We start from the raw sequence: 25,494 nt of genomic DNA on the forward strand, positions 1-25,494 counted from the left end.
GCATGGGCGGCCATGCATGGACCAGCGCTCGCGTCAGAAGGCTGGCTGGGCGGCCACGCTCACCTAGTACGGCATGCTATCAATCTTCCCCGGTTTGCTGGTGATGGTCACCGTCCCGTGGCTGTTCGGCAAGGATACGGTGCAGAAGGTCATCGACAACGTCGGCTGAGTCGTGTCCGGCTCGACCAGCACCCTCATCGGCGACGCCGCCCGGAACCTGCCGGAGAGCCAGCCGAGCACTGCTGTGCCCGCGCAGGCATCATGAGTACGAGCATCCGGCGAGGACGATTCGGGCCGGTCACCCGATCGAGTGGGGAGCCCATCTGGGGGCGAGTGCCGGTGACGAACCGTGCGTGTCGCGGGGACGGGCGCCAACCGAGCGCGCCTCAGGCCGTCGAGGGCGTCGTCGAGCAGGGCCAGGGTGCTGGTCAGCGCGGTGAGTGGGTTGCGTAAGTCGGGTGTGGCCAGGGCGAGGAACTCGTCTTTGGTGCGGCCAGTTCGACAGTGAGTTCTTCGGCACGGCGGCGTTCCAGGAACCGCCCGACGTGCGCGGCCAAGCCGCCGAGCAGCCCGATGAGGCGTCCTCGGGGTCTTCGATCCGGTCGCCGTGACGCACAGCGCGCCCAGCACCCGCCCGGCGGTGGCGATCGGCACACCGACGGCGACGTGCAGGCCGATGCGGGCGGCGGCCCGGCTGTGCAGCGACGCGGTGGCGGCGGCGAGGTTGGGGATCCAGCCGGGCCGCCCGTCGCGGCAGACCCGGCCGGGCAGGCCGATGCACCCGTCCAGGCTGGCGTCGATGGTGACCCACCGGGCCGTGCAGGCCACCATCTGCCGGTCCTCCTTGACCAGCCGCAGCTCCGCGACCGGCCAGCCCATCCGCACCCCGAGGGCCTCCACCCTCCGCTGCGCCGCGGCCGTCCACGCCGCCGCCTCCGCCAACCCGCGCGACACGGCCGCCTCGACCGTGGTGTAGCGGGTGGCACGTTCAGCGATCGTCACGTCGTGGGCGAACGCGTGGATGATGAGTCCGGCCGCGACCGGAGTGACGTTGATGGTCCGTCCGATCGGGACTCGTGGCCATCACGGTGCAGTGCAGCCAGCTGCCGCCGTTCGCCGAGGACCCGGCCGGGGCGTCCGGCGGCCAGGCGGGCGAGTCCGGCGCGGTGCGCGGGCCGCAGCCGCGCCGGCACAATGAGCTCGGCGATGTCGTAGCCGCACGCCTGCTCCAGGGTCCACCTGAGCGTGCGGGTCGCAGCGGGGTTCCACTCCATCACCCGCACGGTGGTGTCGGCGGCGATGCACGCCTCGGCGGCCGCGGCGAGGACCGCCTGCGGGGCCTCGACCATGGCCGGGGTGCAGCTGATCGGCTCCGGCATGAGAGGCTGGCTCATCGGCGGCTCCCGCATACAAGCAGCAACAGCGACACGTCGAAGATCACCGGACGGGTACCGAACACCGTAAGCGCACCTCGGGCCGCCGACCGGGCGGCGGCGCCGACGCGCTCACGCTGCCGCGGCACGGCCGGCGGGGCGCCATCGCACCGCGTGGCGCGGCAGGTGCGCTCGACGTATGGAGGGTTAGCGGTGGCGTCCGCGGAACCCGACGATCACGATCGTCGCGGTCGCCGCGGCAGCGATCGTGATCCCGATGATCGCGACCGGGACCGGCCGGCGCAGCCGAGTATCACGCGCGGTCGCGGCGACGGCTGCGCCGCGCGCAACATCGCGCGGCCGCGGAGATGAGGCGATCCTGGCCGCCGCGCGGCGGCAGTTCGCCGAGGTCGGGGTCGACCGCACGTCGGTACGTGCAATCGCGCAGGCCGCCGGCGTCGACCCGGTCTGATCACGCACTTCTTCGGGTCGAAGCAGGCGCTGTTCGTGCAGGTCGTAGAGCCGCCGTTCCAACCCGCGCAGGTGCTGCCCAACTGCTGGCCGGTGACGTCGAGCAGCTCGGGATGCGGCTGGCCCGATTCATGGTCGAGGTGATGGGCGTGGATCAGGCCCGCGAGCGGATGATCGGCCTCGTCCGGGCCGCGGCCAGCGGACCCGAAGCGGCCCGCCTGGTGCGTGACCTCGTCACCCGGGAGCTGTTCACGCCCTTGGCCGAGGCGATCGGCGCGCCGCATGCGCCGCTGCAGACGACATTGATCGGCGCGCACGTGGTCGGCCTGACATTCGCCCGTACATCGTCGGCGTGGAGCCCCTGGCCGCGGCCGAGGCGGACGTGATCGTCGCCGCGACCGCCCCGGTGCTGCAACACTACCTGACCCGGGCCGATCAGCGGCCCGTCACGGGCTGCCGGGTGGCCCTGCAACGATCGTTAATGAACTGCCGCTCCCGGGCCGCGCGGACGTCGGTGGCAGCCACACGCGGAAGAGGGCGCCGCCCCCGGGGCGTTCCTCGGCGTTGACGCCGCCCCGGTGGTCGTGCACGACCTGCGCGACGATGGCGAGGCCGAGCCCGGACCCGGGGGTGGCGGTGGCGGTGCTGCCGCGGTGGAACCGGTCGAACACCCGGCCCCGTTCGTCCGGGTCGATGCCGGGTCCGTGGTCGGCGACGATGAGTTCGGCGCGTCGGCCGGACGCTTCGCCGGTGGTGGTGACCCGGATGTGGACCGGGCCGCCGGGCGGCCCGAACTTGACGGCGTTGTCGAGCAGGTTGAGCACCATGCGTTCCAGTGCCGCGGGCCGGCCGTGGACCGGTGTCGGCGTGGCGGTGAGCTCGAAGCGGGCGTCGGGCGTCCGGGCGCGGGCCCGTTCGACCGTCGCGGCGGCCAGGTCGGCGAGGTCGAGGTCGGTGGCAGGGTCCTCGGCGGCGTCGGCGCGGGCCAGGGTGACCAGTTCGCGGACGAGGTGGTCCAGTTCCCGGCTTTGGGCGCGCAGGTCGCGCAGCAGGTTGTCGCGGTCGTCCGGCTCGAGGCGGTCGCCGGCCTTGAGCAGCAGTTCGAGGTTGGTGTGCAGGCCGGTCATCGGGGTGCGCAGCTCGTGGGCGGCGTCTTCGACGAGGCGCTGCTGGGCTTGGCGGGCGGTGTCGAGGGCAGCGAGCATCGTGTTGAACGCCTGGGCGAGGCGGGCGATCTCGTCGTCACCGACAGTGTCGATCGGCTGCTGCAGGTCCTGCGTGGCGGCCACCGTCACCGCGGCTGTGGTGAGCCGGTTAATCGGGCGCAGCCCGGCCGCGGCGACCAGTTGCCCAGCCACGGCCGCACCGGCCGCGACGAACGCGGCGAGCGCGGCCATGAGCAGCCCAAACCGGCGCAGGGTGCTGTCGTCGGCCTGCAGGGACCGGCCGAGCTGCACGGTGGTGCCGCCGGCGCGGCGCAGGGTGAGAATCCGGTAGCGGCCGTTGGGGGTGCTGACGGTGTGCCGGGCACTGCCGGTGCGGCCGGCCGCGACAGCGCGGTCGGCGGCGGTCACCGGCAGGCCGGGTTGCCCGGCCGGACGGGTCGCGGCGCCGTCGGGGAACAGCAGTTGGATACGCAGGTCGGTGTTGGACAGTGGTGAGCTGGGCGGTAGGGCGCGCAGCAGGTCCTCGTCGAGCATCGCGAGGGGGCCCTGGACGGCCCGGTCCAGGTCGCGGTCGGCCGAGGTGAGCAGGCTTTGACGCAGGGCTAGCCACGCGCCGGCGCACACCGTGGCCGCGGTGACGGCCAGCGCAAGCCCGGCAACGACGGCGAGGCGGGTCCGCAGCGACCATCGCCGGCCGCGCCGACCGCCGCGCGTCGGCCCGTGGGAACCTTCGCTCATCGGCCGGCCTCGTCGCGCAGGATGAACCCGACGCCGCGGATCGTGTGCAGCAGCCGGGGCCGGTCACCGTCCTCGAGTTTGCGGCGCAGATAGCCGATGTACACGTCGAGGCTTTTCGACGCGCCGTCGAGGTTGTAGCCCCAGACAAGCTCGAACAGCAGGCCGCGGGTCAGCGCCCGGCCCGGCCGGGTCAGGAACACCTCCAGGAGGCTGTACTCCATCCGGGTCAGCTCGATCGCCCGGCCGGCCCGGGTCACCGTCCGGCTGGCCCGGTCCATCACCACGTCGGCAAAGCGCAGCACCGCATCGCCGCCGGCCGGGGGGTCGTCGCCGGCGGTGAGATCGCTGCGGCGCAGCAAGGCCCGGACCCGAGCGAGGAGCTCCTCCAGGGCGAACGGTTTGACGAGGTAGTCGTCGGCGCCCGCATCCAGGCCAGCGACGCGGTCGCCCACGGCGTCGCGGGCGGTGAGCATCAGCACCGGCAGCCGGTGGCCGCCGGTCCGCAGCCGCCGGCAGGTTTCCAGACCGTCTAGCACTGGCATCGTCACGTCCAACACGGCGGCGTCGGGCTCGCGTTCGGCAACCGCGGCCAGGACCGCCGCCCCGTCTGCGAAGAGCCGCACCTCGTAGCCCTCGAACCGCAACGCCCGGTCCAAGGCGTCACGGACCCCGGCTTCGTCGTCGGCGACGAGGATCTGCCCGCGGGACACTCCCCAACTATCGCGCATCCCGGTGCGCCGCCGGCGGCCGTCGCCGACCTGTCGGGGACGTTCTTACTCAGTTCTTACTCCCGGTTAGGGCGCCGTTGGGAGGTTCCCGCCGATGGTGTTGGCACCAGGGCCGGCATACGGCAGGCCCCTATGTCGCAGGGGTGGGCGATTGGACGCGGTAATTGCCAGCACCGGGCTGGTGAAGACATACGGCGGGGTCCGCCGGGTCGACGGCCTGGATCTTGCTGTGCCGGCCGGGGTGGTGTCCGGGTTCGTCGGGCCGAACGGGGCGGGCAAGACCACCACGCTGCGGATGCTGCTCGGCCTGATCCGCCCAACCGAAGGGCGGGCCTGGGTCCTCGGCACCGAGATCACCAAGCCGCAGGGGTTCCTGCCGCGGGTCGGGGCGATGATCGAGGGCCCGGCGATGACCCCGGCGCTGTCCGGGCGGGCCAACCTGGACCTGCTCGCCGTTCTCGGCGGGCACGACCGGTCCCGCATCGGTGAGGCCCTGCATCTGGTGGGCATGGCGCACCGCGCCGACGAGCCGTTCAAGTCCTACTCGCTGGGCATGAAACAGCGGATCGGCATCGCCGCCGCCCTGCTGCCCCAGCCGAAACTGCTGCTGCTGGACGAGCCGACCAACGGCCTGGACCCGGCCGGCATCGTGGAGATTCGCCAGCTGCTGCGCCGCCTCGCCGACACCGGCATCACCGTCTTTGTCTCCTCCCATCTGCTCAGCGAGCTCGAAGTGGTCTGCGACCACCTCGTCATGATCCGCGCCGGCCGCCTCGTCTTCCAAGGCCCGACCAGCGAACTCCTCGCCCGCCAGCACCCCCGGATCCACGCCACCCCGGAAAACCCGGCTGACCTGCCCCTCCTTGGAAGCCTCGCCACGGACCGCGGCTTTCCGGCCACCGTCAGCGACGGCGCCGTCCTCGTCGACGCCCCGGCGACGTTCGCCGGCGAACTCAACCGGGAGGCGATGCAGCACGGCATCACCCTCATCGAACTCGCCGCCCGACAGAACAACCTCGAGGACGCGTTCTTCGCCCTGACCGGGTCCGCCACCGGCGACACCCGCACCACGCCCCTGGAGGCGGCCCTATGAACACCCTGCTGCTCGACGTCATCCGCGCCGCCCGCGCCGAGTGGATCAAACTGCGCCGGCCCGGCCTGCTCTGGGGCACCCTCGGCGCCGTCGTCGCCGTCACCGCCCTGGCCACCGCCATCGGGATCGCCACCGCCGGCGACGGCACCGCCCGCCAGGCCCCCGGCGGGCCGAGGATCGGCGTCACCGTCGCGGCCTTGCAGTCCGCGTCCGGCCTGTCCAACGGGCTGTCCTCGGCCGCAACCCTGCTCGGCGTCGTCGCCCTGTGCCTCTGCGCGGGCGCCGTGGCCGGAGAGTATGCCCAGGGCACCCTCCGCAACCTGCTCATCCGCCAGCCCCGCCGGCTCCGCCTCTTCGCCGGCATCGCCCTGGCCTGTGCCGCGTTCACCACCCTTATGGTCGCGACGGCCACGCTCGCCAACGTCGCCGCCTCGTTCGTCGCCGCCACCCTAACGGGCATGGACACCAGCGCCTGGACCACCGGTGCCGCCGCCGGGGACCTGCTGCGAGCCGCCGCCAACACCTCCATGTCGACCATCGGCTGGGCCGGCATCGGCTTCGCTCTCGCCGTCGCGCTGCGCACGCCGGTCGCGGCGATCGCCGTCGGCGTTGCCTACGCGCTGCCGGTGGAGAACATCGTCAACGCCGCCGTCGACGACGCCGGTCGCTACCTGCCCGGCCAATTGCTGGCCGCCGTCGCGGGCGGCGGCACCGCCGACGTTGGCTACGGCTACGCCCTCACGGTCCTGGCCGCCTATGCCGCCGCCGTCGTCGCGATCGTCGCCGTGCTGCTGCGCCGCCGCGACGTCACCGCCTGACCGGTCCCGGCCCCAGCGCCCGCCCTCCGGAGGAGAGCCTCCGTGTCCAACCCCGACCAGGCCGCGGTCCGCCGCCCGACCGCGGAACGATTGCGGTTCTGGCGCTCACCGGCGGAGCAGCCCGGCTGGGCCCGGCCCGCGCTGCTCGGCATCGCCGCCGTCGCCGCACTGCTGTACGGATGGCGAATCCGCGACAGCGGCTACGCCCTGTACTACTCGATCGCAGTGAAGAGCATGTCGGTGAGCTGGCAGGCTTTCTGGTACGGGGCCCTGGACCCCGGCCACCATCACCATCGACAATTCGCCGGATCGTCCCTCCCGCAGGCCCTGTTCGCGCGCATCTTCGGCTACCACGCCTGGGCACTCACCCTGCCGCAGGTCATCGAAGGCGTCATCGCCGTCCTGGCCCTGTACCGCATCGGCCGCCGCTGGCTCGGCCCCGCCGCCGGCCTGCTCGCCGTCGGCCTGTTCGGCTTGACGCCGGTCGTGGCCTCCATGTTCGGCCACCCGATGGAGGACGGGCTGCTGACCATGTGCCTGGTCCTGGCCGCCGACGCCGCCGCGCACGCAATCCGGCACGCCCGGCTACGCAGCCTGCTGCTCGCCGGGGTCTGGGTCGGAATCGGGTTCCAAGCCAAAATGCTACAAGCCTGGATGATCGTGCCCGCCCTTCGCCGTGGCCTACCTGCTCGCCGCCCCGATCACCCTCCGCCGGCGCCTCGGACACCTGGCCGCGGCCGGCGCGGTCACCCTCGCCGTGTCGCTGTCCTGGATCGCGCTCTACACCGTCACCCCGGGCGCGGACCGGCCCTACGTCGACGGCAGCACCATCAACAGCGCCGCCGCGATGGTCTTCGGCTACAACGGCACCGACCAGTTCGGGCTGCACTGGCCCGGCGCCATGACCCCATGACCGCCGGCGCCACCAGCGACGAAGGCGGGTTCGAGCCGCCGGCCGGGTTCACCCAGCCCACCGGCGCCAACCGGCCCGGTGGGCCGGGCGGCCCGGATGCCGCCGGTCCGCCAGGCGGGGCCAGGCCGGACGGCGGTGGCTGGATGAAGGTCGGCAACGCCCGGTACGCCACCCAGATCGGCTGGCTCTACCCGCTCGCGGGGGATCGCCCTGACCGCCGGACTGTGAAGCACCCGCCGCGCACCCAGGACCGACCCGGCCCGCGCCGGCTATCTACTCTGGGGCACCTGGCTGGGCACCTTCGTCGCCGTGTTCTCCGCCATGACCCTGCCGCACACCGCTTACCTGGCCTCCCTCGCCCCGGCCATCGCCGCCGGCATCGTGCACGCCTGGCACGCCTACCAGACCCGCACCGGCCGCTGGCTGCTGCCCACGATGGTCGCCGCCGAGCTCACCTGGACCGGCTACCTCAGCGTCCGCTATCCCACCTTCCTGCCCTGGCTCGTCTAGCCTGCCCCGGGTCTCGGTGCCGCCGCCGTCGTCACCGTGGCGGCCACCGGCCTCCGCGATCGGCGGACCGCACCCGCACCGGCCAGCCGCAACCGCCGGCCGCGACCCGTCCTCATCGGCGCTGCGATGGCTGGCGCCATCGCCGCCACGCTCGCCGTACCGACAGCCTGGGCCGCTTCGGTCCTGCACCCCGACTACGGCGGCAGCGCCTTCGACGCCGCCGCCGGACCATCCAGCACCGAACCGGCCGGCGGGCCCCTCCGCATGGCCGGGCCGCCCGGCGGCGCCCCGTTCGGTGGCGGCGGCCCGCAGGGCAGCGCCACGCTCACCACCGATCAACAGCACCTACTGACTTATCTCCGCCGGCACCGCGGCGGCGCCCGCTACCTCGCCGCCACCGACTCCTGGAACACCGCCGCGCCATACATCACCGCCGCCGGCGAGCGCCTCCTTACGAGCGGCTTCAGCGGCACCGCCGCCTCCCCAACCTCGACGCTTTTAACCACCCTCATCCGCACCGGCAGAAGGCCATCTTGGATCCTTGGTCCCAGGTGAGGGTGCGCCGAACTTCGGGGCCGGGAGACTGTCCAATGTGGACATGAGTGCGTCGCGTACGGTTTCGGCGGTGGTTACCGGGCAGGTGCACGAGCGTGACGTAGCGGCTGGCACGGTCGACGAGTGTGCCGATCGCGGAGCGGCTGTGCCGGCCGACGATCAGATCCCCTTCCCAGTCACCGACCCGGACCCGGTCAGCGACGATCGACGGCCGCTGATCGATGAGTTGCCCGGGGCTGATGAACCGTGGGCTACGTTCCTGCGGCCGGCGGCGGCGTTTGCGGAGCGGACGCCCGGTTCGTAGCTGTTGGGTGAGTTGGCGGCGGAGTCCGGCGTGACCGCCGCAGTACAACGCTTGGTAGATCGTCTCGTGGCACACATGCTTAGAAGGCTGGTCAGGAAACGTCTGGCGTAGCCAGGTGGCGATCTGTTCGGGGCTCCACTCCAGTTCAAGTTTTTGCCTGGACCAGAGCCCGCAGTTCGTGATCGGTGAACAGGCGGCCTCGACGCGGCCGGTGAGCTCGGTCCCGGGCCCGGCTGTGTGCCAGGTCGCCGTCATAGCCAGCATCGTGCGCCAGCCGGTTGCGGCGCAGTTCCCGGCTGATCGTGGACGGCGCCCGGCCCAGCTGCGCCGCAATCGCCCGCACGCCGAGCCCGTCACGGCGCAGCGTCGCGATACGTTGACGCTCCAGCAACGACAGGTACCGGTTCGACCGGGCGTCCTCAGCCACACGCGTTGGCGGGACACCTCCATGCTCGGCCCGCTATCGATAGCCCGTCTTCCGGCCGATCCCCACGATCTGGCACGCCTCGACCGTTCCCGCCCCGGAGAGGATCAACTGCCAGTATAGAGTCTCGGCGTCCAGTTGCCGCTTCCGCCCGCGCCTCGCCATCAACACATCCCTTAAACGATCAAGAAAGTGTTGCGACAACTACTAAAACCCACCGATCGCCCGGGGGTCAGTCTTCCGGGACCGGCGACAGTCGGACCCGAAGCCGGTGATCCGGCGGCTGGTCGCGCAGCTCGGCGTGCATCACGAGGCGTTGCGGAACTGGATCTGGCGGGCGCAGCGCAGGTTCAGGCGGAGGTGACCTCGACCTGCAGTTGCTGCGGCAGCGGCGGGCACAGCTCGACCGCGGGTGCGACGGTCATCCGACACCTCCTCCATCGCCCTTCCTACCCCGGTGTGGAAGAGCGAATCACGCGGGCGGGAGGGGCGCCTGTTCCAGCTGGCCCAGCGCGACCTCCAAGGCCGGCTCGGGTGGCCGCCGCTGGGCGAGGGCGGCCGGCAGTCGGGCGAGCAGCTGTACCACCGCGCGGCGGGCAGTCGGGTCGGTCACGGCGGCGCGGAGCAGTTGGCCCGTGTGGCCGAGCGCAACCCGGTAGGGCCGACGCATCCAGGCGGTGAGTGCATGGTTCCGCGCGCGGAGGGTTTCCTTGCGGCCCCGGTCGGCGCCCGTAGCCGGGGCCGGATGGTGGTGCGCGACGACGTCGTCGCAGTAGGCTAGGCCCCAGCCTGCGCTGAACAGGTCCCAGGCGAGGCGCTGCTCTTCGCCCATAAAGAACACCACCGGGTCGAAGCCGCCGCAGGCCAAGAAGGCGTCGCGGCGGACCGCCGCCGAGCAGGCCATGAAGCCCAGCACTGCGGGGCCGGGCAGGTCGTCGGGGACACCCAGCGGCGCCGCGGCGAGGACGCCGGCCAGCGGGTCCGGGCGCCCTTGCGGGCCGACCAGTGTCCGCGCGGCGACCAGCGCCAGCCGCGGGTGGGCATCGAACAGGGCGGCGGCCCGGTCCAGGGCGCCGTCGGCCCACCACGAGTCGTCGTCGGCGAACGCGACGTACGGCGTCGCGGCGGCCGCCACGCCGAGGTTGCGCGCGACCGCTCCCTCGTTGCGGGCGAGTGAGAGCAGCCGCACGCCGGGGAAGCGCTCCGCCACGACTGCGGCGGTACCGTCCTCCGAGGCGTTGTCGACGACCACGATGCCGGCCGGCCGGTCCGCGAGTGCGTCGAGCCGGGCCAGGGTGCGGGACAGCGGGTCCTTGCGGTTACGCGTGGCGATCACCACGGTCACGTCTGACATGTCTGCACGATGTCCAAGTTGGTGATTATCAAACCGTTGCGCCGGCCGCACCGCTTTGCCCGGCAGCGCTCGGGAAGACGCAGAGCATGCATGTCGTCGAGCATCTTGCGGCCGGTCGTTGGACGGCCGGTCAGGACCGGTTCGTGGTAGTCGACCGCACGACGGCGCCACGGTGCCAGCCGCTGGGCTGGCGAAAGTGGCGGCGGCGGTGGACGTCGCCCGCGCGGCCCGGCCGGGCTGGCCGCCACCGCGCCCGCGTCCCGGGCCGACATCGCGCGCCGCCGCGGCGAGCGTCGAGGCCGGGACCGAGAACCTCCCCGGTGTTGTAGCGGCGCTCGCTACCGGTGGGGCCGCCCCGCCTCGATAGCAGCATCGGTGGACACCGCACGATCTGGCTCAGACGGCCCGATCGCGCGGGCGAGCGCGGTCTGCTGCTCGACGCCGACGGGTGAGGGCCTGCCGGGCGAGCGTCTGGGCCACCTCGACCGGACTCAGGGCGGCGAGCGGCATCGGCGGTCCCTCGCGATAGGTCCAGCGCAGGTCGGTGCCGTTCAGCCGATCCGCGGCCGCCGCCAGGAGCGGATCCCGGCCTCGCCGTGTTCGCGGTAGCGGTCGGCCGGGCCAGCGTTCCGCGGTGGTCGGTGACACCTGGAACCGTTCCGCGGCGCGGCGCAGCGGCCAGCCGTCCTCGACAACGCAGCGCGCCAGGCGGAGCCGGCCGGTCTCGGTCAGGGGTACGTTAGCGTGTGGTATGAGGGCCTTCTTGGTGCTCGGGGTGCGAGTTTGGTTGCTACACACCGAGCCAGAAGGCCTCACCTACGTCAAGACCCACAAGCCGTGGGCTCCGTCTGTCAACGGCCAATTGGACTGGCCCTGATCCACTTGGTGTGGATTGATTGCTTGCTGTGATTGGCTGTCCGCCATCATGACCATCCGTGCGCGTAGATCCACTCAGGACAGTGTTGTCTCATCTCGGTTCGGTCGGGTATCGAGAGCCTTGATACGTTGGGACAAAGCGCTGTCTTGCGGGCGGCCACGGCAACCACCAGTGCGATCTGCCCGAGCTGCGGTGTTACCTCGCATCGTCCCCACGGCAGGTACGTTTGACGCTTGGCCGACCTGGCCCGTTGTGCTCGACTGACCGTTCACCGATTCCTGTGTGGTGCCGCTGTTGCGGAGCAATGGCTCGACGGATGTGGTGGCGTATGGGTCGACGGTTTGGTGTCGATGCCCAATCGGCGGCTGATCGCGTAGGTCCCCAGACCGGCTGCTCGCAGGTGCTGCACCTCAGCGTGCCGGGCCCGGATGCGCTCGGCGAGCTTGCCCTCGGCCGGACGCGCGTCGCTGATGACCGGCCGTTGCGGTTCGGGCGGTGAAGCGGGTCGTAGGCAGCCGCGGTGGCTGGCCGTGGCGCGCTCGACTGCGTCGGAGAGGTTCTTCAACAGATGCCAGCGATCAGCGACCTGCTGAGCTTGCGGCGCGGCACGGGCTGCGGTCTCGGCGTAGGCGCAGCCACGCTCACGGCAGATGATCTACACGTCGGGGTGCTGCTGCTGCCAGGCGGCGAACGACTCAGCGGTGCGGTCGGGCAGCACGTCGATCGGCCGGCGGGTGGCCATGTCGACAAGTACGGTGCCGTAGCGGTGCCCGCGGCGCAGCGCGAAATCGTCGACGCCCAGCACGACCGGAGTCACCGGGGTCGCCTCGGGCGCGCTGCGGATCAGTCGAATCAGCGTCATCCGGCCGGCCCGAACCACCAGGTGCTCACCGAGACGCTGCCCGGCACGCCCGGCGAACGCCATGGCAAGGGCCTGCATCAGCTGCCGCACCAGCGTGCTGTAGCGGCCGTGGCGGATCGTCACGCCGTCAACCTGCTCCGAGAAGATCCTTCGTGCGCAGGTCGGGGTGTCGCAGAAGAACCGTCGCATCTTGAGGTGCAGTGCCACCTCCCGGCCACCGACCGCCGCATCAAGCAGCCGACGTTCATAACGGCTGTGGACCCGTCGCAACGCGACTCCGCAGAACGAACAGCGCGCCGCCTTGGCCGCTACCTCAGCATGCACCCGCACCGATGAGCCGTTCGGCCGCGCGTTTAACACTCTCAGAGCAGCAAGGTGCGGGAACACGACGTGGACGAGATCAAGAGCTGACACGGCCCACGATCATCAATCAGCAACGCTCGATCAGCAAACTTGTGCCAGAGCCAAGCCCAACTGGCCGTTGACACGCGGTCATGGCGTGCGCTGCGGTTCGCGGCGGACGCTTTCCGCTGATCGTTGGCCCGCGCCCACGCGCACGTGCATCGGGAGTCTCGTCGCTGTCGGGCCCGTGAGCAGCGGTGTTACCGCTGTGATTGCTGTGATCGGCGTGACCGCGAATCGGACCGTCACCCGCGTGGATGTGCTCCTACCGTCGGAACGATCCGCTACCCCGTCGACGGAGGGTTTGATGGCCGTGACCACACTCGAGACCCACATCCAAGTCCCGTATGTCGTCGCAGGCGGGCGAATCGTGTCGTGCGACGCGGCGCCCGTGAACGGCCTCCAGCACGTGCCCGCCGCATCGAACTCGCGCGGCGACGTGGTGCAGACGCCATGGCAGTCGGAAGCAGGGCGTCATTTGACGGGCGTCGCAGCGTGTCGAGTCGTGCGCCAGGCGCTCAACGCGCACGACCGACTGGTGCGCGATCGCGAAGGGCACAACGACGCAGCGTGGTCGGTGACGTGGTGAAGGCCAACCGTGTCGTCGGCGGAGACCGCCGAACCCGGCGCGTCGAGCCGTGGCGCAGCGGCCGAACCCGGTGGCACCGCCTGCTGCTGCTTGACCGTGTCGCGGCTGCGCTGCGGACATGCACGGCGCTGATCTGTTCGGTGGCTGGCTTGGGTGTCCTGCCGGTCATCCTGTGGTGGCTGCAGTCGGTGCTATGGGCGGCCACTGACTGGCGGGCTGTCCTCGCCGAGCCGATGTCGCTCATCACAGTGCTGTTCGCGGTCGTGAGCGGCGGCTGGGGAATCTGGTTGTGGCTGGTCATCGGCACGGCGCACGATGTCGCAGCGATGCTGCGCCGTCAGCCGCTGCGCCGCCGCCTGCCGGCGTCACTGTCTGGTCTTGCCGGTGGCGTTGCAGGCATGATCGCGGTGCTCGGCCAGCCCACGAGTGCGGCTGCGGGCACCCCGCCCGCGATGCCGTCGGTGGTCGCAGGTCCCGATCCGTCCATCGGAGTGTCGCCGTTCCCCGCCGAGCCGACAGCGATGACCGCCGTGACGGCTGAACCGGCGAGCGCAGCGACGTTGACGTCCGGTCAGACGGTGCGCAGCCCAGCGGTCATCTACGAGGTTCGCCGCGGCGACTGGCTCGGGTCGATCAGCAACCGGTTTCTCGGCGACTTCGACCGGTACCCGGAAGTGCAGCGGCTCAACCCGGAACTGATTCGCGACGGGTCCGGCCGGCACGGCCCGAACCACATCGAGGCCGGGTGGCGGCTGGTCCTGCCCGCCGACGCGCAGGACCGCGGGCCGGAACGGCACGCAACCGGCGCCAGCATCAATGTTGACGGCGACATCACGAACGACGGCGACACGGCCGATTCGGTAGACGGCGACGAACCAGCCGATCCCGCACCGGGCGCGAGCCCGCCCTCGCCAGCCGCCGAGATCCAGCCGACCGGGACCAGCAGCAGCCCGACCGGCATCGCGTCCGATCCGGCCGCGACGCCAGCCAGTCCCGCAGCGCCGACGCCAGTAACGCAGCAACGACAGATCGGCATCTTGTCGTCGAAGGGCTGGATCGGCGTGCCGATCGTCGCCGTCGTCGTCGCGGGGCTGCTGTGGCTGCGCCGGCAGCACCCGGCCAGCGGCGCAGCCGATCTGGACGAGTCGGCAGGTTCCGAACGTCGACACGACATGAGGCCGGAACCTCGCCCGACGGGGTTGGCCGGCGACGGTCGCAGTGAAAGGGATCAGGCCATGCATCCGACCGAGGACGAGCAGGAGGCCAGCGGCAACCCAGACAGCGATGCTGTCCACGCCACGTCCTGGCCGCCGGGGGACACCTGCGCACTGACCGGACCTGGCGCGCACGATGCGGCCCGCGGCATGCTCGTCGCGACGCTCACCGCAACCCAACCGGCGCCCGACGCCGGCGACTACGACCAGGTCATCGTGCCCGCGGAGACCCTCGCCGCGCTGTTTCCCGGCCACACCGACCGCGCCGCCACCCTGCCGCGGCTGCACGTTACCGCGTCACTGCCGGAAGCCCTCACCGTCCTCGAGACGCTGTTGCTGCGGCGGCGCCGGCGCGAGCAGGAATGCGAACCGGCCCAGCCCGACGAACCCGACACTCCAGCCTCCGGCCCACACCATCCCCGGGCGCTGCTGCTCACCCATCCGCCACAGGCGAGCGCCGACCCGCGGATGCGGGCGGTCCTCGGACTCGGAGCTCCGCTGCGCATCACAGCCGCCGTCCTTGGACCCTGGTCCGGCGCCACACCGTGGGACGCGCACGGCGACGGCCGCTCCAGCCGTCCCGGCAGGCACCCGGTCATGATCGACCAAGCATCCCCCCTGCGGCTGCTCACCGGCTCGTCGCCGCTCGGCACGGCAGACGGCGGTCCGGCCGAGGATGTCGTCGCGGCACCCGCCGCGCCGGCGCCGCAGCCACCGGCGACATCAGGCGGACCCGGCCTCACGCCCGACCCGCCGGCCGCCCGGGTCGCCGAGGACGCGGCCGCCCCGGAACCGCCTGACGTCCGGATGCGATCCGAGGCGGCCCAGCCGAGCATGAACGGCGCTGGCACGACCCGCCCGGCCACGGCCGCGGCCGTGGACCTGAGCGGGCCGGCGCTGGTGCTCCCGGTCCAGGTCCGGGTCCTCGGCGAACCGGTGGTCCTCGACGCCGGCGGGCATCCGGTCGCGGGCATGCGCCAGCACGCCCGGGAGCTCATGGTCTATCTCGCCGTCCACCGCGACGGTGCGGCGCTCACCGACATCATGGAGATCCTGTGGCCGGCCGCGACCCTCAGCCGCGCCGGGCAACGCCTGTCCACCGACACCGCCGACCTTCGGCGGCGCATCCGCGAGGCAGCCGGCCAGCTCCGCCGCAGCCCCGGCCACGGCCCGACCGCCGGCAAACCCACGATCGAACCCGTCGTCAACATGGGCAGCCGGTACCACCTGAACCCTGACGTCGTCGACGTCGACCTGTGGCGCCTCGACGACGCCCTGGGCGCCGCCGCCGCAGCCACCGACCCGGCCGAGCGGCTCCGGCACCTGCGTGCCGCCGTCGGCATCCCACCAGAACCCCTTGCCGCCGACCGGCCCTACGACTGGATCGACCTGCACCGCGAACATGCCCGCCGGCAGCACATCCGTGGCCGCGTCCGACTCGCAGCGCTCCTCGGCGAGGCCGACCCGCCCGCTGCGGCGGAACTGCTGCAAGCTGCCGCCGACCTCGACCCACTCCACGAAGAACTTGCTCGCCGGGCGCTGCGGGGCCTCGCCGCGATCGGTGACATTACCGCGATCGCCAACCGCCTCGAGCGGCTGCGTGCCGCACTCGCCACCATCGGCGAACAACCGGGTGCGGAGACGCTCACGCTCGTTGCCGAGCTCCGCCGAACCACCGGCATCCGCCAGCCCAGCAGCAACCAGCATCGCGCGGCACCCAGCCGGACCTCGAGGACAGGAGCAGACAGGTGATCGCGACCCTGGACCCGGCGCTCGTGCGGCGCCTCACCCGGCCAGGCGATCCGCACGCCGCCGCGGAAGCCGAGCAGCTCGACGACGACCTCGCCCGGGCCGTACGCACCACCGCCTGGACGCGCCGGATCTTCTACTTAGCCGTCCTCGTCGTCGCGCTGTACGGCACCGCCACCGGTGTCGCCGTCACCTTCGACCTGCCATGGTGGACCGCCATCGGCGGCGTCATCGCCCTCGAACTCGGCAGCGTGACCTTCCTGTCCAACGCCGACGTCCGCCGCCGCGTCGGCGAGCACGCCACCGCCTCACGGCTGCTCGGCGCCGCGATCGCCGTCGCCGCAGCCACCTTCAACCTGACGACCCACGGCAGCCAATTGCTCGGCGGGTTCTACGCGCTGATGAGTATCCTCGGCTTCGCCAGCTGGTGGCTCGACGTCGAAAACAAGCGCCGCGACCGGCTCCGCGCCCGCGGCATGCTGCCGCCGCCGACCCCGCGATACGACCTGTGGGGCCACTGGATCCGCCACCCGGTCACCACCAGCCTCGCCCGCCGCCTCGCCCGGACCTATCCGCAGCTCGGCCTCAGCGGCTCGCTCGAAGCGGCGCTGCTCGTGCGGCGCGGCGAACGCCGCGACGCCGCCCTCACCGACGCCCTGCGCACCCGCATCCGTGCCGCAGCCGGCCGGACGATGGCCGACATCGCCGTGCTCACCTACGACCTCGGCGAAGTCGCGCACCGACTTCGCGCCACCGCCGACTACGACGGCCTGACGGCCGTCCTGGCCAGCGAACTGACCATCGACCGTATGCTGCACGGCCGCCACGGGCATCCATCCGCCACGCAGGCCGCGACCGGGCAACCCGGACCGGACAGCACCGCAGCCGTGCCGGCCGGACGGCATACCGGTTTCACGGCGGTGCCGGGCAACGAATCGGCCGCCGACAACCGCCAGTCAACGGGGCGCCCCGTCGAGCAGCCGGCGGCAGGTGAGAGCCCAAGGGCAATCGGCTGGGCCGCACCAGCACCGGCGTATCCGCCGCCAGCCAGTCCTGTCCCGTGGGTCCTGCAGCCACCAGATCCCGCAGGACCCGCGACCGCCATCGGCGAGAGCGGCAACGGCAGCACGGAACGACTGCCAGACGCCGCCGGTTGGTGGACGCAGGATCCGAACGCGCTGGCGGCGACGGGCCCGGTCGACGTGCACATCATTGGCGAGCCGATGATCCGTGATAGCACCGGCAACCCGGTTCGCGGACTTCGCGCCAAAAGTCTGGAACTCCTCGTATACCTCGCCGTCCAGCGCGACGGTGCGGCACTGACGGACATCCTGACCGCGATCTGGCCCGAGGTCGAGCCACACAAAGCCGGACAGCGGCTGTCGACCTGCCTGAGTAACCTGCGCGGCGTCATCCGCAGCGTGCTCGACGCGGACGCGACTATCGGCGACCGATACCCGATGCGCACGATCTGGATCGAGCCGATCGTCAACACAGGCGGCCGCTATCACCTCAATCCCGTTGTCGTCACCGTCGACTGGTGGCAACTGCTCGACGACATGGCAACCCATACGTCGAGCCCTGGTCCCGAACCCGTCAGCACGACACGTTCCCGCATCGCCGACGGATACGACTATCGATGGCTTCACCGTGAGCCAGGCAGCGACGAGCCACCAGCATCGGCGAACCAGCCGGTTCCGGCGTCCAACCGGCCCGACGAGACGACCCTCGAGCACGCCGGACGCTGATGAACACCCGAATCCCGCGCCGCGCCGAACGTCTGGGGACGCCGGCACGGCCGTCGAGAACTCCACTGTGCCCGAAGCCGGCACGCCGACATGAGGGCACGGAAGACGAGCCGGTGCTCGTGACACCGCAGCGTCACTGCATCGAGCAGCTCACCGGCCGTGCCCTCCCGCCTCGAAGCAGCGATGCCTGCGCTGCAGCGGCGACTGCTGTCGCCTGCCTACACCGATGAGAAAGGACCGCAGCATGCCGGAGCTGGGCGACGAGTCGGTGACCCTGCGCCAATGGCTCGACGTGGTGCGCCGCGCCCGGCTCGGCCGGACGGCGAAAGCGGTGGCTCTGATGCTGGCCACCTATGCCGACAATGACGGCAGCCGCGTCTACCCCGGCGTGGCACGACTCGCGGTGGACTGTGAACTGACCTACAACGTCATCCAGACCGCCCTCAAGCGACTGCGCGAAGCGGGCCTGATCGCCGTAGTCCGGAAAGGGGCCCGACGCGGGCAGGCCGACGAGTACCGGCTCATCCTGGCCTCCGACATCCTCGACCGGATCGACGTGCTCACCCCCGCGCACGTCACCGAGTCCTCCGCGGTCCTTGCGGCGCGCCGCCGCGGCCGACACAAGCCTCCGGCAGCAACCGCACCGAGCCGGCCGCCACACCGGCCGCGCCCCACCCCGCGGGATGCAGACGACCTCGATCCGCCGGCCCTGCACCCCGACCCGTGGGACGCAGGCTGGGGCGCTCAGCATACAGCTGCACCCCACGGCAACCCGCGCTCAGCGGCAGCTGCACCACACGGCGGCCGACACCTGCACCTCATGCCGTCACCACCCACCACCCACGGACCGAACCACAACTGCGACCATCCCATCGACAATGCCGTTCGTTCGGACGTTGCGGCTGTAGCAGCCGACGCCGCTGCCGCGCCAGCTGATGGTGACCCCAGCCGGTGCGCACACGGCCTCGGCGGCAACAGCGGGATCCGCTGTCCCGCATGCCGCCGTGGCCTCGGTTCAGCCGCATCAGCCGCATCGGCCGGGGAGGCCCGGCGGCCCCTGCTGCGCCTTGTGCACGCTGGCCCGGCTGTGGCCGAGTGCGCCACACCGGCCATAGCCGCCAGGCGGGATCCTCCAGTACGGCTGCCATCGGCTGCAGCATCGGCCGTGACGACGTACCCCCTCCCAGCACAGGGGCGCGACCTGGGTAACGTACCGGCACCATGACCGGGCGGGAGCGGTCTGCGGTCGAGGCCGATGGAGCGGCAATTACACGCTGGCGCACCGCGACCCCGATCTACCGTAGTTCGTACGCGTGTACGAGAAACCTAATCATGACCCCGGCCGGGCTGCGGGTCGAACGCCACAACGTCAAGAGCTTCTCGCCGTCGCCAGCATCACTGGGACTGCTGGAAACGCGACCCTCCGTTGCGGCCTGGGTGTCGGCGATGCTCGCGCCGTCATCGACGCCGAGGTCCAGCGGCTCCAAGCTAAGCGCCGGCTCATCCTTGCCCGCAGCGCCGCGTTCTTCAGCGGTCCCCATGACTGCCAACGTGCCAGCACCGAGGTGCTCCTCACCCTCGGGCGCCGACCCCGACCTGGTCGTGCGCATCGCCATCGATCGCAGCAGTCTGCCAGCCAGCAACCTTGGCAACGCTGAGCGCGCGGGAAGGCTCCTGGACATGCGGGATGCTCGCTGGCATCCAGCGGGCAGCCATGCCCTGGCGCGGCGAACGAACTCGGACGCCGGCCGCGGGATGACATGCATGCCTCATGCATGCTTTGCACTGCATTGGCTCGCTCCGTCCGGACGCCTCACGTGGCCGTCCGCCATCGGGTGCGGGCATTCGCCAGCGCGACAGTCGCGACCAGTCGGGGCGCCGGCACATGCCGGACCCGTCAATGTCAGCGTCGGGCGCAACGGCGTCGTGCCGCGGCATGGCGGCGGCCCGCGCGACCGGCCGGCGATCGACAGCCCCGGGCGGCCTGAGCGCGTGGCCTACGGCCGGAGCGTTTTTCGACTGTTCGCCCGGTACATCACCTGTTTGTCGCGATACGCTGGATCGCTTCCATGACCAGTTCTCGATCGTGCGGGTCGAGGTGGTGGCTACCCAGATTGCTGAGCGTGACCGGCATGCCGCCGGCGATCGATGTGGCGTATCGGAGCAACATCACGTCGGACGCCTCGGACTCCGTCAGTGGGATCGCTGTCTCGGGATCCGGCATGCCACTCCATGCGTCCAGGACGTCCGCCATCCACTCGGGCCTGGCTTGCGACCATTTGATGGTTCGCAGTGCCTCGTCGACGACGCCGAGCGCCTGCGCCACCGCTGTCCAGTCGACGCGGACCGTGAGGCGGCCGGCATCCCAGCCGCCCCTGAGCAGGGTGCGAACCCGGCGGTCATGCAGCCAGAATCCGTTGCCGATCAACAGTTCAACCGCGGCGACGCTGTGTGGCCTGCTTGCTGCCACACTCAGCCGCATCGCGGTCACCAGCTGGCTCTCGCGCAACAGGGGCAGCAGCGGCGCCGTGGTCACCACGCCATGCTCGACGATCTGATACCCGGCAGGCCAACCCGGCCGCTGTTCGCCGCCTTCCCCGCAACTGCACGCCCAGGACGTGAACGGTGCATCGAACTGAACGTCATGCGACGGCATCGGCGAACCGTCGAGCAACGTGTCCTCGAAGCCAGCTGGCTGACGGCGCGGCCTGGACCACCACATCATTCGCTCCCTCCAGTAGTAGCTGCCGACGTCGATACGACGAACGTACCTGCCTCCACCGCGGACGCACCCGCGCCGCGGCCAGGGTTCACACCTGCTCGCCCTGACCGGGCCGATCCACCGTGCAGGGATGGGTTGAGTTGCGCCGGCCTGAGGCGACCCGGCGATGAATTACCGTGCGACACGAACCGCGTCGATTGTGAACAGGCCAACGAAGGCGTCGGCGTTCTCGACATTCGTGGCCTCCCAGATCGCCAGCGCAGCGTCCGGGTCGTTGGGCGGCTCTGCCGGGACCCCGTCGTACCAGTTCACGAGGTTCCAGTGTTCCCGGATGAGCGCATCGCGGCGCCGTTCCGCGGCCGCGGCATCGGCGCAAACGTAGGATTCAGTGCCGTCGCCTTGATCCCAGGTCAGGAGGTACACCGTCTGGCCCGCCAGCCCGGGGGACGCCGGTGCGGCTCCGGCGCGGCTGACGGCGTCAATGATGTCGCCGGCCCCGGTGACCAGTGTGGTGCCGGGACGGCGCAGTTCCTGGTGGCAGCCGGCCGACATCGGGGAGGTGACGGGCCCAGGAACCGTCATCACGGTGCGGCGCAGCTGTCGCGCGGCGGTGATGACGGTGCGGGCGGCGCTGCGCGGGCCTGCTTCGACGAGGACGGTGCCGCCGGACAGGGCGGCCAGGATTCGGTTGCGGCTGCGGCGGTGCCGAAACGCCGTGCGAGTGCCCGGCGGGACGTCGGTGACGAGCAGCCCTTCCGCTCCGATCTGATCCATGACGGCCGGGTTGGCCCGGGGTTGATCGAGGCCACTGGCCACGACCGCGACGGTGGCACCGGCCCCGTCAAGGGCGCCGCGGTGTGCGCTGACGTCGACGCCGGGCCGGCCGCTGGAGACGACGGTCCAGCCCTGTTCGGCCAGGCCGAGGCCGAGTGTTGCGGCGACGAACACGCCGTAGCCGGTGGCGGTTTGTGCCCCGACGATGGCCACGGAGTGTGCCACGGTATCTGCGAGCTGCAGCGGCCCCCGCACCCACAACGCGGTCGGCGGGCAGATGTCCGCCAGGCCGGTGCGGGCGAGGTCATCGAGCCGGCTCGGCCATTCGGCATCGGCCCGGGTGACGATGCGTGCGCCGAGCCCGGCGGCCCGCTGTTGGGCGTGGTCGGTGAGGGTGGCGGCGATCCGGGCGACGGCGGCGGTGTCGCCGCCGCTGGGCCGGCGCAGCTGGGCCTCGGTGAGGCGGGTGTGGACGGCGGCAGCCAGTCCGGCGCTGACGGCGTGGCCGGCGACGGCCCGGCCGAAGGCGTCCGGTGCGCCGAAGGCCTCGATCAGCTGGGCGGTTTCGCGGTCGCCGGGCTCGGTCAGCATTGCCAGGGCGATGCGGGCCTGCCGGTCGTCGGTGGACAGCTGGTGGCCGGGGCGAGTGGTGTAGGGCACTTGGACCTCCTGGTCATACGAGATGTGCACGGCCGAACGTGCGGTGTGCGATGTGGGTGGCGTGTGCTGGCCGGGTTGAGGCGGATGCCAGCTGGTCCCGGCGGTTGGTGTCGTGGGGTCGGGTGTGGCCCAGGACGATGCGGCTGTGCTGGGGGCTCTGGAGGCGGCGTGGTTGCCGGGTCCGTCACCGAGCCGCCGGCATCCGAGGTCGGCGATCAGGTTTCGCCGACCTCGATGCAGACCCGGGTCCCGTTGCAAGGCGCGGTCAGGTTGACGCCGCGGGCGGACATGAAGGCGACGGGGTTGACGGCGTTGGCCGGCGATGCGGGCCGACCGGTATGGGTTTCGAAGTGCAGGTGCGGACCTGAGGAGTGGCCGCTGCTGCCGACGACGCCGATCGGCTGCCCGGCCGTGACGGGGTCGCCGACGGCGACGGCCGGCTGATGTTGCAGGTGGCAGTAGCGGGTGACTGTGCCGTCCGGGTGGGCGATCTCGGCGTACCAGCCGCAGCCGCGGACGGTCTGCGGATCGCCGTCGATGTCGCACGAGTACGGGCTTCCGTCGGTGCGGTGGGCGTTGCACCGCACCGTGATGACGACACCGGCCGCGGCGGCCCGGATCGGGGTGCCGCGGCCGGCGCCGAGGTCGACACCGTCGTGAGAGGGCCGGCCGGGCCCACGAAACGGCGACACGATTGCGGCATCGACTGGCCGCGTCCATCCGCTGCCGGTACAGCCGGTGAGGCCGCCGTCGGTCGCCCGGCCTGGTACGGCGGCGGCGGCGAGCGCTGTCGCGTCGGCCTCCCATTTCGCGTAGGCATCCGGGTAAGCGCTGCGCTGTACCGCCTGGGCGGCCCTCGTGAGCGGAAGCGCCTGCCAGCCCGGCACCCGCAGCAGCGCGTCGTAGAACGCCCCGGCGGCGTACTCGGGGTTGAGAAGCTGCTGCGGGGTGCCCCACCCTTGGCTGGGACGCTGCTGGAACAGCCCGAGCGAGTCGTGGTCGTTGGCGGCGCCGAGATCACCGAGATTGCGCAGTCCCGACTCCTGGATCGCCGCCGCCACGGCGATCACCCATCCGCGGACCGGGATGCCCCGGCGGGCGCCGACGGCGGCGATCCGAGCGGCGTTGCCGCGCTGCTCGGCGTCGTACCGGACGATGTCACCGCCGGACCCGCCCAGGCCTGCCCCGCAGCTCACCGCGACACCGGTGACGGCGGCGAGACCACCGACGCAGCACAACGTCAGGCCGACGATGCAGACGGCGATCATCGTCAGCATTCGTCCGGTCATTGTTCGGCTCCGCACACGGCGCGGCTCAACGATGCAGGCACGACGACTCCTTAGCGCTATTGGCGACGGGTTGCGGTGCAGTGGCGGTGGCAATGGACACGCCGGCGGCGAGATCGCCGCGCGGCCCGATCACGCCGGCAGTCCCGTCACGATCGGGCTCAGACCGAGCGGCGTTGGCGACCTTCCCGGCCTACCGCGATGACGTTCGCCGCCGGAGCGGGTCCCGTGGTGACCTCCGGTGGACGGTCGCGGCCGGGTGACTGACGCTGCGTGGCAGCGCCGGCGCCGACCGCGGCCGTCCACAGTGGATGCGCGATGTTTGTCACTGGCCGGGCTCGTCCGGGCCCGCCGCCTCCGGGCGCTGCGGTACATCGGTCAGCATCCGCACCACGGTGCTGACCTTGATCGGTTTGTCGCGCGGGCCGCGCACCTGCGGCAGCACGAGCACGGGCCGGCGCAGTGTCCGGCCCGGGCCGTACGGCTGCTGGCGCCAGTGGGCCCGGACCCACCACCGGTACGCCCGCGGGGCCCGTTCCTGGCCGCCGGGACCCCGGCCGGCGTCGTCCGTACGATCCTGCTCGCTGCGGCCGGTGCCACGAATCCGGACCAGCTGCACCGCCGGGGCCGGCCGGCCGGAACGCAGATAGGCCTTCCGGACCGTCTTGTCGATGGCGGCCGGGACGGTTTCGGCGACCCGCTGCGCGATCAGCAGCCAGGTCACGATGAGCACCGCGACGGGACAGGCCGCATCAACCGGGACACCGGGCTCGAGGCGGGTGTGGACGCGGGGGATGAGCCAGCCGATCTCCTCCCGCAGCTGCTGCAGGTCCCGCGGCGGCAGCCCGGTGCCGATGCTGCGGTAGCCAATCACCCGCACCCCGTCCGGTCCGCTGGTCCACGACGCAGCGTCCAGGCGGGCCGTCCCGGCTGGGCCTGCCCAGGCGAGCAGACCGTGCGGGGCGGGCAGGTCTGCCGGGTCGATGACGGTCGGTGGCAGCGAGCCGGCGGCGTGATCGGCCAGCTCCGTGAACGCGGCGTCGATCCAGATCAGCCGTGCCGCGGCGATGCTGCCCGCGACGCTGCTGCGAATCCCGGCATCGTCGAGGGCGAGGGGCAGGCCGGTCGGCCCGCCATACAGGGCGGCGAGCCGGTCACGGATCCTGGGCAGGTGGGCGGCTGGCAGCGGGCCGGCTGGCCAGCGGCCCGTGACGGCCAGGGTCCTGCCGGGCCGCAGTCCCCGCCGGACCGCCTGGTGCAGGACCTGCGCGATCGCCGGGTCGAGCAGGCCCGCCATCCGGCTGGTCAGTTCCAGCCGCCGGCGCAACGCGTCGAGGTCACCGGCGCGTAGGTCGCGTTCGCACGGGAAGCACGCCGTCCATTCGGTGTCGTAGTGGTCCACTTGCGTCCCACCGTTCAATGCACCGATCGTGGTGATGGGCTCGGTTGCGACGGTGTAGGCGACGCGTTCGTCGCTGCAGAAGTCGCACGCCTGGCGCACGTCGACCTCGTCCAACGGCGCCGGGTCGGCGGCATGACGCGGTCCGCGACCGACGCCGGCCGGATGGACGTAACGCGTCTGTCCGCTGTTGAGGTCCTGGTAACGGTTGAGCAGCGTGCCGCAGGTCCTGCAAGCCATCCGTGACGCACGCTCAGGACGCATCTAGCTGCCTCCCGCCGCTGCGCCGGTTGGACGGCAACAGCGGCGCCGCCGCGGGGATCTCACACACCCGGCCGGCGGACCGTGGTCGTGTGCTCCGGACGGTCGGCCGGTCCTCGGCGCAACGCCGGTGTACGGCGGACGTGATCCGCCGCCGGCCGGCCGGTGCCGATCGGCTTGCGGCGGGTCCGCGGTTGCCGGGCAGGCCGGGCGGCAGGCCCGCCGATAATTGCCGTCCAGTTGGGGCCGAGGGTGGTGCTGGCACCGGCTGAGCGCCGGTGTCGAAGGTTGCAGTCACAGGATGTGCTCCACAAGGTGTGGGCCGGACCTGCAGGCGTGGCCACGCAAACCCGGCCCCCGCCGGGCCTGCAGGCACGCATGCAGGTCTCGGCGTCGGTTTGGGACAGGCCAGGCGGCTGTTCGGGCCGGCTAGCGCGGCCCAGCGGGCTGGGTGGTGCTGCTCATCGCCGCCATGGCTGCGGAGGGCTGGACGGTAGGGGGTCG

The 25,494-nt window shown here is 71.8% G+C and carries 23 protein-coding genes and 2 pseudogenes; 11 read left to right on the forward strand and 14 right to left on the reverse strand.

Going from position 1 to position 25,494, the window contains the following annotated elements; all coding sequences use genetic code 11:
* Positions 1 to 63 precede the first annotated feature (63 nt).
* From ACQP00_RS21735 to ACQP00_RS21745, 3 genes are all read right to left on the reverse strand, one after another.
* The gene (locus ACQP00_RS21735; protein ID WP_433221809.1) at positions 64 to 900 is read right to left on the reverse strand and encodes a hypothetical protein; all 837 of its coding nucleotides are present in this window, start codon (positions 898 to 900) and stop codon (positions 64 to 66) included.
* Between the two features lie 98 nt (positions 901 to 998).
* The gene (locus ACQP00_RS21740) at positions 999 to 1,394 is read right to left on the reverse strand and encodes a PAS domain-containing protein (RefSeq protein ID WP_433221811.1); all 396 of its coding nucleotides are present in this window, start codon (positions 1,392 to 1,394) and stop codon (positions 999 to 1,001) included.
* Positions 1,395 to 1,580: 186 nt separating this feature from the next.
* On the reverse strand, positions 1,581 to 1,907 hold the full coding sequence (locus ACQP00_RS21745) for a hypothetical protein (RefSeq protein ID WP_433221813.1): 327 nt from the start codon (positions 1,905 to 1,907) through the stop codon (positions 1,581 to 1,583).
* A 50-nt stretch (positions 1,908 to 1,957) separates the two neighbouring features.
* Between ACQP00_RS21745 and ACQP00_RS21750 the strand changes: the two genes are divergently transcribed.
* Positions 1,958 to 2,230, forward strand: a complete 273-nt coding sequence (locus ACQP00_RS21750; RefSeq protein ID WP_433221815.1) for a hypothetical protein — start codon at positions 1,958 to 1,960, stop codon at positions 2,228 to 2,230.
* A gap of 60 nt (positions 2,231 to 2,290) precedes the next feature.
* On the opposite strand, the gene ACQP00_RS21755 is transcribed toward ACQP00_RS21750, so the two are convergent.
* Together ACQP00_RS21755 and ACQP00_RS21760 are read right to left on the reverse strand one after the other, a co-directional pair.
* The gene (locus tag ACQP00_RS21755) at positions 2,291 to 3,748 is read right to left on the reverse strand and encodes a HAMP domain-containing sensor histidine kinase (protein WP_433221817.1); all 1,458 of its coding nucleotides are present in this window, start codon (positions 3,746 to 3,748) and stop codon (positions 2,291 to 2,293) included.
* Positions 3,745 to 4,476, reverse strand: a complete 732-nt coding sequence (locus ACQP00_RS21760; protein WP_433221819.1) for a response regulator transcription factor — start codon at positions 4,474 to 4,476, stop codon at positions 3,745 to 3,747. The genes ACQP00_RS21755 and ACQP00_RS21760 overlap by 4 nt, the downstream gene beginning before the upstream one ends.
* Before the next feature lie 151 nt (positions 4,477 to 4,627).
* Between ACQP00_RS21760 and ACQP00_RS21765 the strand changes: the two genes are divergently transcribed.
* The 6 genes and pseudogenes from ACQP00_RS21765 to ACQP00_RS21790 all read left to right on the forward strand — a co-directional run bounded on the left by ACQP00_RS21765 (position 4,628) and on the right by ACQP00_RS21790 (position 8,365).
* Positions 4,628 to 5,569 (forward strand): ATP-binding cassette domain-containing protein, encoded by a 942-nt coding sequence (locus ACQP00_RS21765; protein WP_433221821.1) that lies wholly within the window; start codon positions 4,628 to 4,630, stop codon positions 5,567 to 5,569.
* Positions 5,566 to 6,387 (forward strand): ABC transporter permease subunit, encoded by an 822-nt coding sequence (locus ACQP00_RS21770; protein ID WP_433221823.1) that lies wholly within the window; start codon positions 5,566 to 5,568, stop codon positions 6,385 to 6,387. Before ACQP00_RS21765 ends, ACQP00_RS21770 begins: the two co-directional genes overlap by 4 nt.
* A gap of 234 nt (positions 6,388 to 6,621) precedes the next feature.
* A pseudogene (locus ACQP00_RS21775) lies at positions 6,622 to 6,999 on the forward strand (ArnT family glycosyltransferase); the annotation flags it as partial.
* Positions 7,000 to 7,063: 64 nt separating this feature from the next.
* Positions 7,064 to 7,300: a hypothetical protein gene (locus ACQP00_RS21780; RefSeq protein ID WP_433221825.1), complete on the forward strand. Its 237-nt coding sequence runs from the start codon at positions 7,064 to 7,066 to the stop codon at positions 7,298 to 7,300.
* Between the two features lie 309 nt (positions 7,301 to 7,609).
* Positions 7,610 to 7,810: a hypothetical protein gene (locus ACQP00_RS21785; protein ID WP_433221827.1), complete on the forward strand. Its 201-nt coding sequence runs from the start codon at positions 7,610 to 7,612 to the stop codon at positions 7,808 to 7,810.
* Positions 7,811 to 7,936: 126 nt separating this feature from the next.
* Positions 7,937 to 8,365: a hypothetical protein gene (locus ACQP00_RS21790; RefSeq protein ID WP_433221829.1), complete on the forward strand. Its 429-nt coding sequence runs from the start codon at positions 7,937 to 7,939 to the stop codon at positions 8,363 to 8,365.
* Here the strand turns inward: ACQP00_RS21790 and ACQP00_RS21795 are convergent.
* The 5 genes and pseudogenes from ACQP00_RS21795 to ACQP00_RS21815 form a co-directional block, all read right to left on the reverse strand.
* Positions 8,319 to 8,933 carry an IS30 family transposase gene (locus ACQP00_RS21795; protein WP_433221831.1) on the reverse strand — a complete coding sequence of 205 codons (615 nt, stop codon included), beginning with the start codon at positions 8,931 to 8,933 and terminating at the stop codon, positions 8,319 to 8,321. The genes ACQP00_RS21790 and ACQP00_RS21795 overlap by 47 nt on opposite strands.
* Positions 8,815 to 9,096, reverse strand: a complete 282-nt coding sequence (locus ACQP00_RS21800) for a transposase (protein ID WP_433221833.1) — start codon at positions 9,094 to 9,096, stop codon at positions 8,815 to 8,817. Before ACQP00_RS21800 ends, ACQP00_RS21795 begins: the two co-directional genes overlap by 119 nt.
* 469 nt (positions 9,097 to 9,565) lie before the next feature.
* Entirely contained in the window at positions 9,566 to 10,447 is an 882-nt protein-coding gene (locus ACQP00_RS21805; protein ID WP_433221835.1) for a glycosyltransferase family 2 protein, read from the reverse strand.
* A 612-nt stretch (positions 10,448 to 11,059) separates the two neighbouring features.
* Positions 11,060 to 11,200, reverse strand: a pseudogene (locus ACQP00_RS21810) (IS481 family transposase); the annotation flags it as partial.
* A 779-nt stretch (positions 11,201 to 11,979) separates the two neighbouring features.
* Positions 11,980 to 12,600, reverse strand: a complete 621-nt coding sequence (locus ACQP00_RS21815) for a transposase family protein (RefSeq protein WP_433221836.1) — start codon at positions 12,598 to 12,600, stop codon at positions 11,980 to 11,982.
* Between the two features lie 301 nt (positions 12,601 to 12,901).
* On the opposite strand from ACQP00_RS21815, the gene ACQP00_RS21820 reads away from it, so the two are divergent.
* From ACQP00_RS21820 to ACQP00_RS21835, 4 genes are all read left to right on the forward strand, one after another.
* On the forward strand, positions 12,902 to 13,177 hold the full coding sequence (locus tag ACQP00_RS21820) for a hypothetical protein (RefSeq protein ID WP_433221838.1): 276 nt from the start codon (positions 12,902 to 12,904) through the stop codon (positions 13,175 to 13,177).
* Positions 13,159 to 16,143 (forward strand): BTAD domain-containing putative transcriptional regulator, encoded by a 2,985-nt coding sequence (locus ACQP00_RS21825; RefSeq protein WP_433221840.1) that lies wholly within the window; start codon positions 13,159 to 13,161, stop codon positions 16,141 to 16,143. The genes ACQP00_RS21820 and ACQP00_RS21825 overlap by 19 nt, the downstream gene beginning before the upstream one ends.
* Positions 16,140 to 17,888 (forward strand): hypothetical protein, encoded by a 1,749-nt coding sequence (locus ACQP00_RS21830; RefSeq protein WP_433221842.1) that lies wholly within the window; start codon positions 16,140 to 16,142, stop codon positions 17,886 to 17,888. Before ACQP00_RS21825 ends, ACQP00_RS21830 begins: the two co-directional genes overlap by 4 nt.
* Before the next feature lie 244 nt (positions 17,889 to 18,132).
* A complete protein-coding gene (locus tag ACQP00_RS21835) occupies positions 18,133 to 19,113 on the forward strand; it encodes a helix-turn-helix domain-containing protein (protein ID WP_433221844.1) in 981 nt (326 codons plus the stop codon).
* 810 nt (positions 19,114 to 19,923) lie between these two features.
* On the opposite strand, the gene ACQP00_RS21840 is transcribed toward ACQP00_RS21835, so the two are convergent.
* The 4 genes from ACQP00_RS21840 to ACQP00_RS21855 all read right to left on the reverse strand — a co-directional run bounded on the left by ACQP00_RS21840 (position 19,924) and on the right by ACQP00_RS21855 (position 24,969).
* Positions 19,924 to 20,544 carry a hypothetical protein gene (locus tag ACQP00_RS21840; RefSeq protein WP_433221846.1) on the reverse strand — a complete coding sequence of 207 codons (621 nt, stop codon included), beginning with the start codon at positions 20,542 to 20,544 and terminating at the stop codon, positions 19,924 to 19,926.
* Positions 20,545 to 20,781: 237 nt separating this feature from the next.
* Positions 20,782 to 22,044, reverse strand: coding sequence for a DNA-processing protein DprA (locus tag ACQP00_RS21845; RefSeq protein WP_433221847.1), 1,263 nt, complete (start codon positions 22,042 to 22,044; stop codon positions 20,782 to 20,784).
* Between the two features lie 215 nt (positions 22,045 to 22,259).
* Positions 22,260 to 23,333: a M23 family metallopeptidase gene (locus tag ACQP00_RS21850; protein ID WP_433221849.1), complete on the reverse strand. Its 1,074-nt coding sequence runs from the start codon at positions 23,331 to 23,333 to the stop codon at positions 22,260 to 22,262.
* Between the two features lie 322 nt (positions 23,334 to 23,655).
* Positions 23,656 to 24,969, reverse strand: a complete 1,314-nt coding sequence (locus tag ACQP00_RS21855; RefSeq protein ID WP_433221851.1) for a hypothetical protein — start codon at positions 24,967 to 24,969, stop codon at positions 23,656 to 23,658.
* Positions 24,970 to 25,494 lie beyond the last annotated feature (525 nt).

Origin of the sequence: Dactylosporangium sp. CS-047395 (assembly GCF_050942185.1) — a bacterium.
Taxonomy (GTDB): Bacteria; Actinomycetota; Actinomycetes; order Mycobacteriales; family Micromonosporaceae; genus Dactylosporangium.

What these genes read in the sequence shown, in the direction of transcription:
- ACQP00_RS21850 (WP_433221849.1), bottom strand. Translation starts at nt 23,333, where the DNA reads ATGACCGGACGAATGCTGACGATGATCGCCGTCTGCATCGTCGGCCTG.
- ACQP00_RS21855 (WP_433221851.1), bottom strand. Translation starts at nt 24,969, where the DNA reads ATGGCTTGCAGGACCTGCGGCACGCTGCTCAACCGTTACCAGGACCTC.
- ACQP00_RS21770 (WP_433221823.1), top strand. Translation starts at nt 5,566, where the DNA reads ATGAACACCCTGCTGCTCGACGTCATCCGCGCCGCCCGCGCCGAGTGG.
- ACQP00_RS21750 (WP_433221815.1), top strand. Translation starts at nt 1,958, where the DNA reads ATGCGGCTGGCCCGATTCATGGTCGAGGTGATGGGCGTGGATCAGGCC.
- ACQP00_RS21740 (WP_433221811.1), bottom strand. Translation starts at nt 1,394, where the DNA reads ATGAGCCAGCCTCTCATGCCGGAGCCGATCAGCTGCACCCCGGCCATG.
- ACQP00_RS21760 (WP_433221819.1), bottom strand. Translation starts at nt 4,476, where the DNA reads ATGCGCGATAGTTGGGGAGTGTCCCGCGGGCAGATCCTCGTCGCCGAC.
- ACQP00_RS21755 (WP_433221817.1), bottom strand. Translation starts at nt 3,748, where the DNA reads ATGAGCGAAGGTTCCCACGGGCCGACGCGCGGCGGTCGGCGCGGCCGG.
- ACQP00_RS21795 (WP_433221831.1), bottom strand. Translation starts at nt 8,933, where the DNA reads ATGCTGGCTATGACGGCGACCTGGCACACAGCCGGGCCCGGGACCGAG.
- ACQP00_RS21790 (WP_433221829.1), top strand. Translation starts at nt 7,937, where the DNA reads ATGGCTGGCGCCATCGCCGCCACGCTCGCCGTACCGACAGCCTGGGCC.
- ACQP00_RS21805 (WP_433221835.1), bottom strand. Translation starts at nt 10,447, where the DNA reads ATGTCAGACGTGACCGTGGTGATCGCCACGCGTAACCGCAAGGACCCG.
- ACQP00_RS21835 (WP_433221844.1), top strand. Translation starts at nt 18,133, where the DNA reads ATGCCGGAGCTGGGCGACGAGTCGGTGACCCTGCGCCAATGGCTCGAC.
- ACQP00_RS21840 (WP_433221846.1), bottom strand. Translation starts at nt 20,544, where the DNA reads ATGCCGTCGCATGACGTTCAGTTCGATGCACCGTTCACGTCCTGGGCG.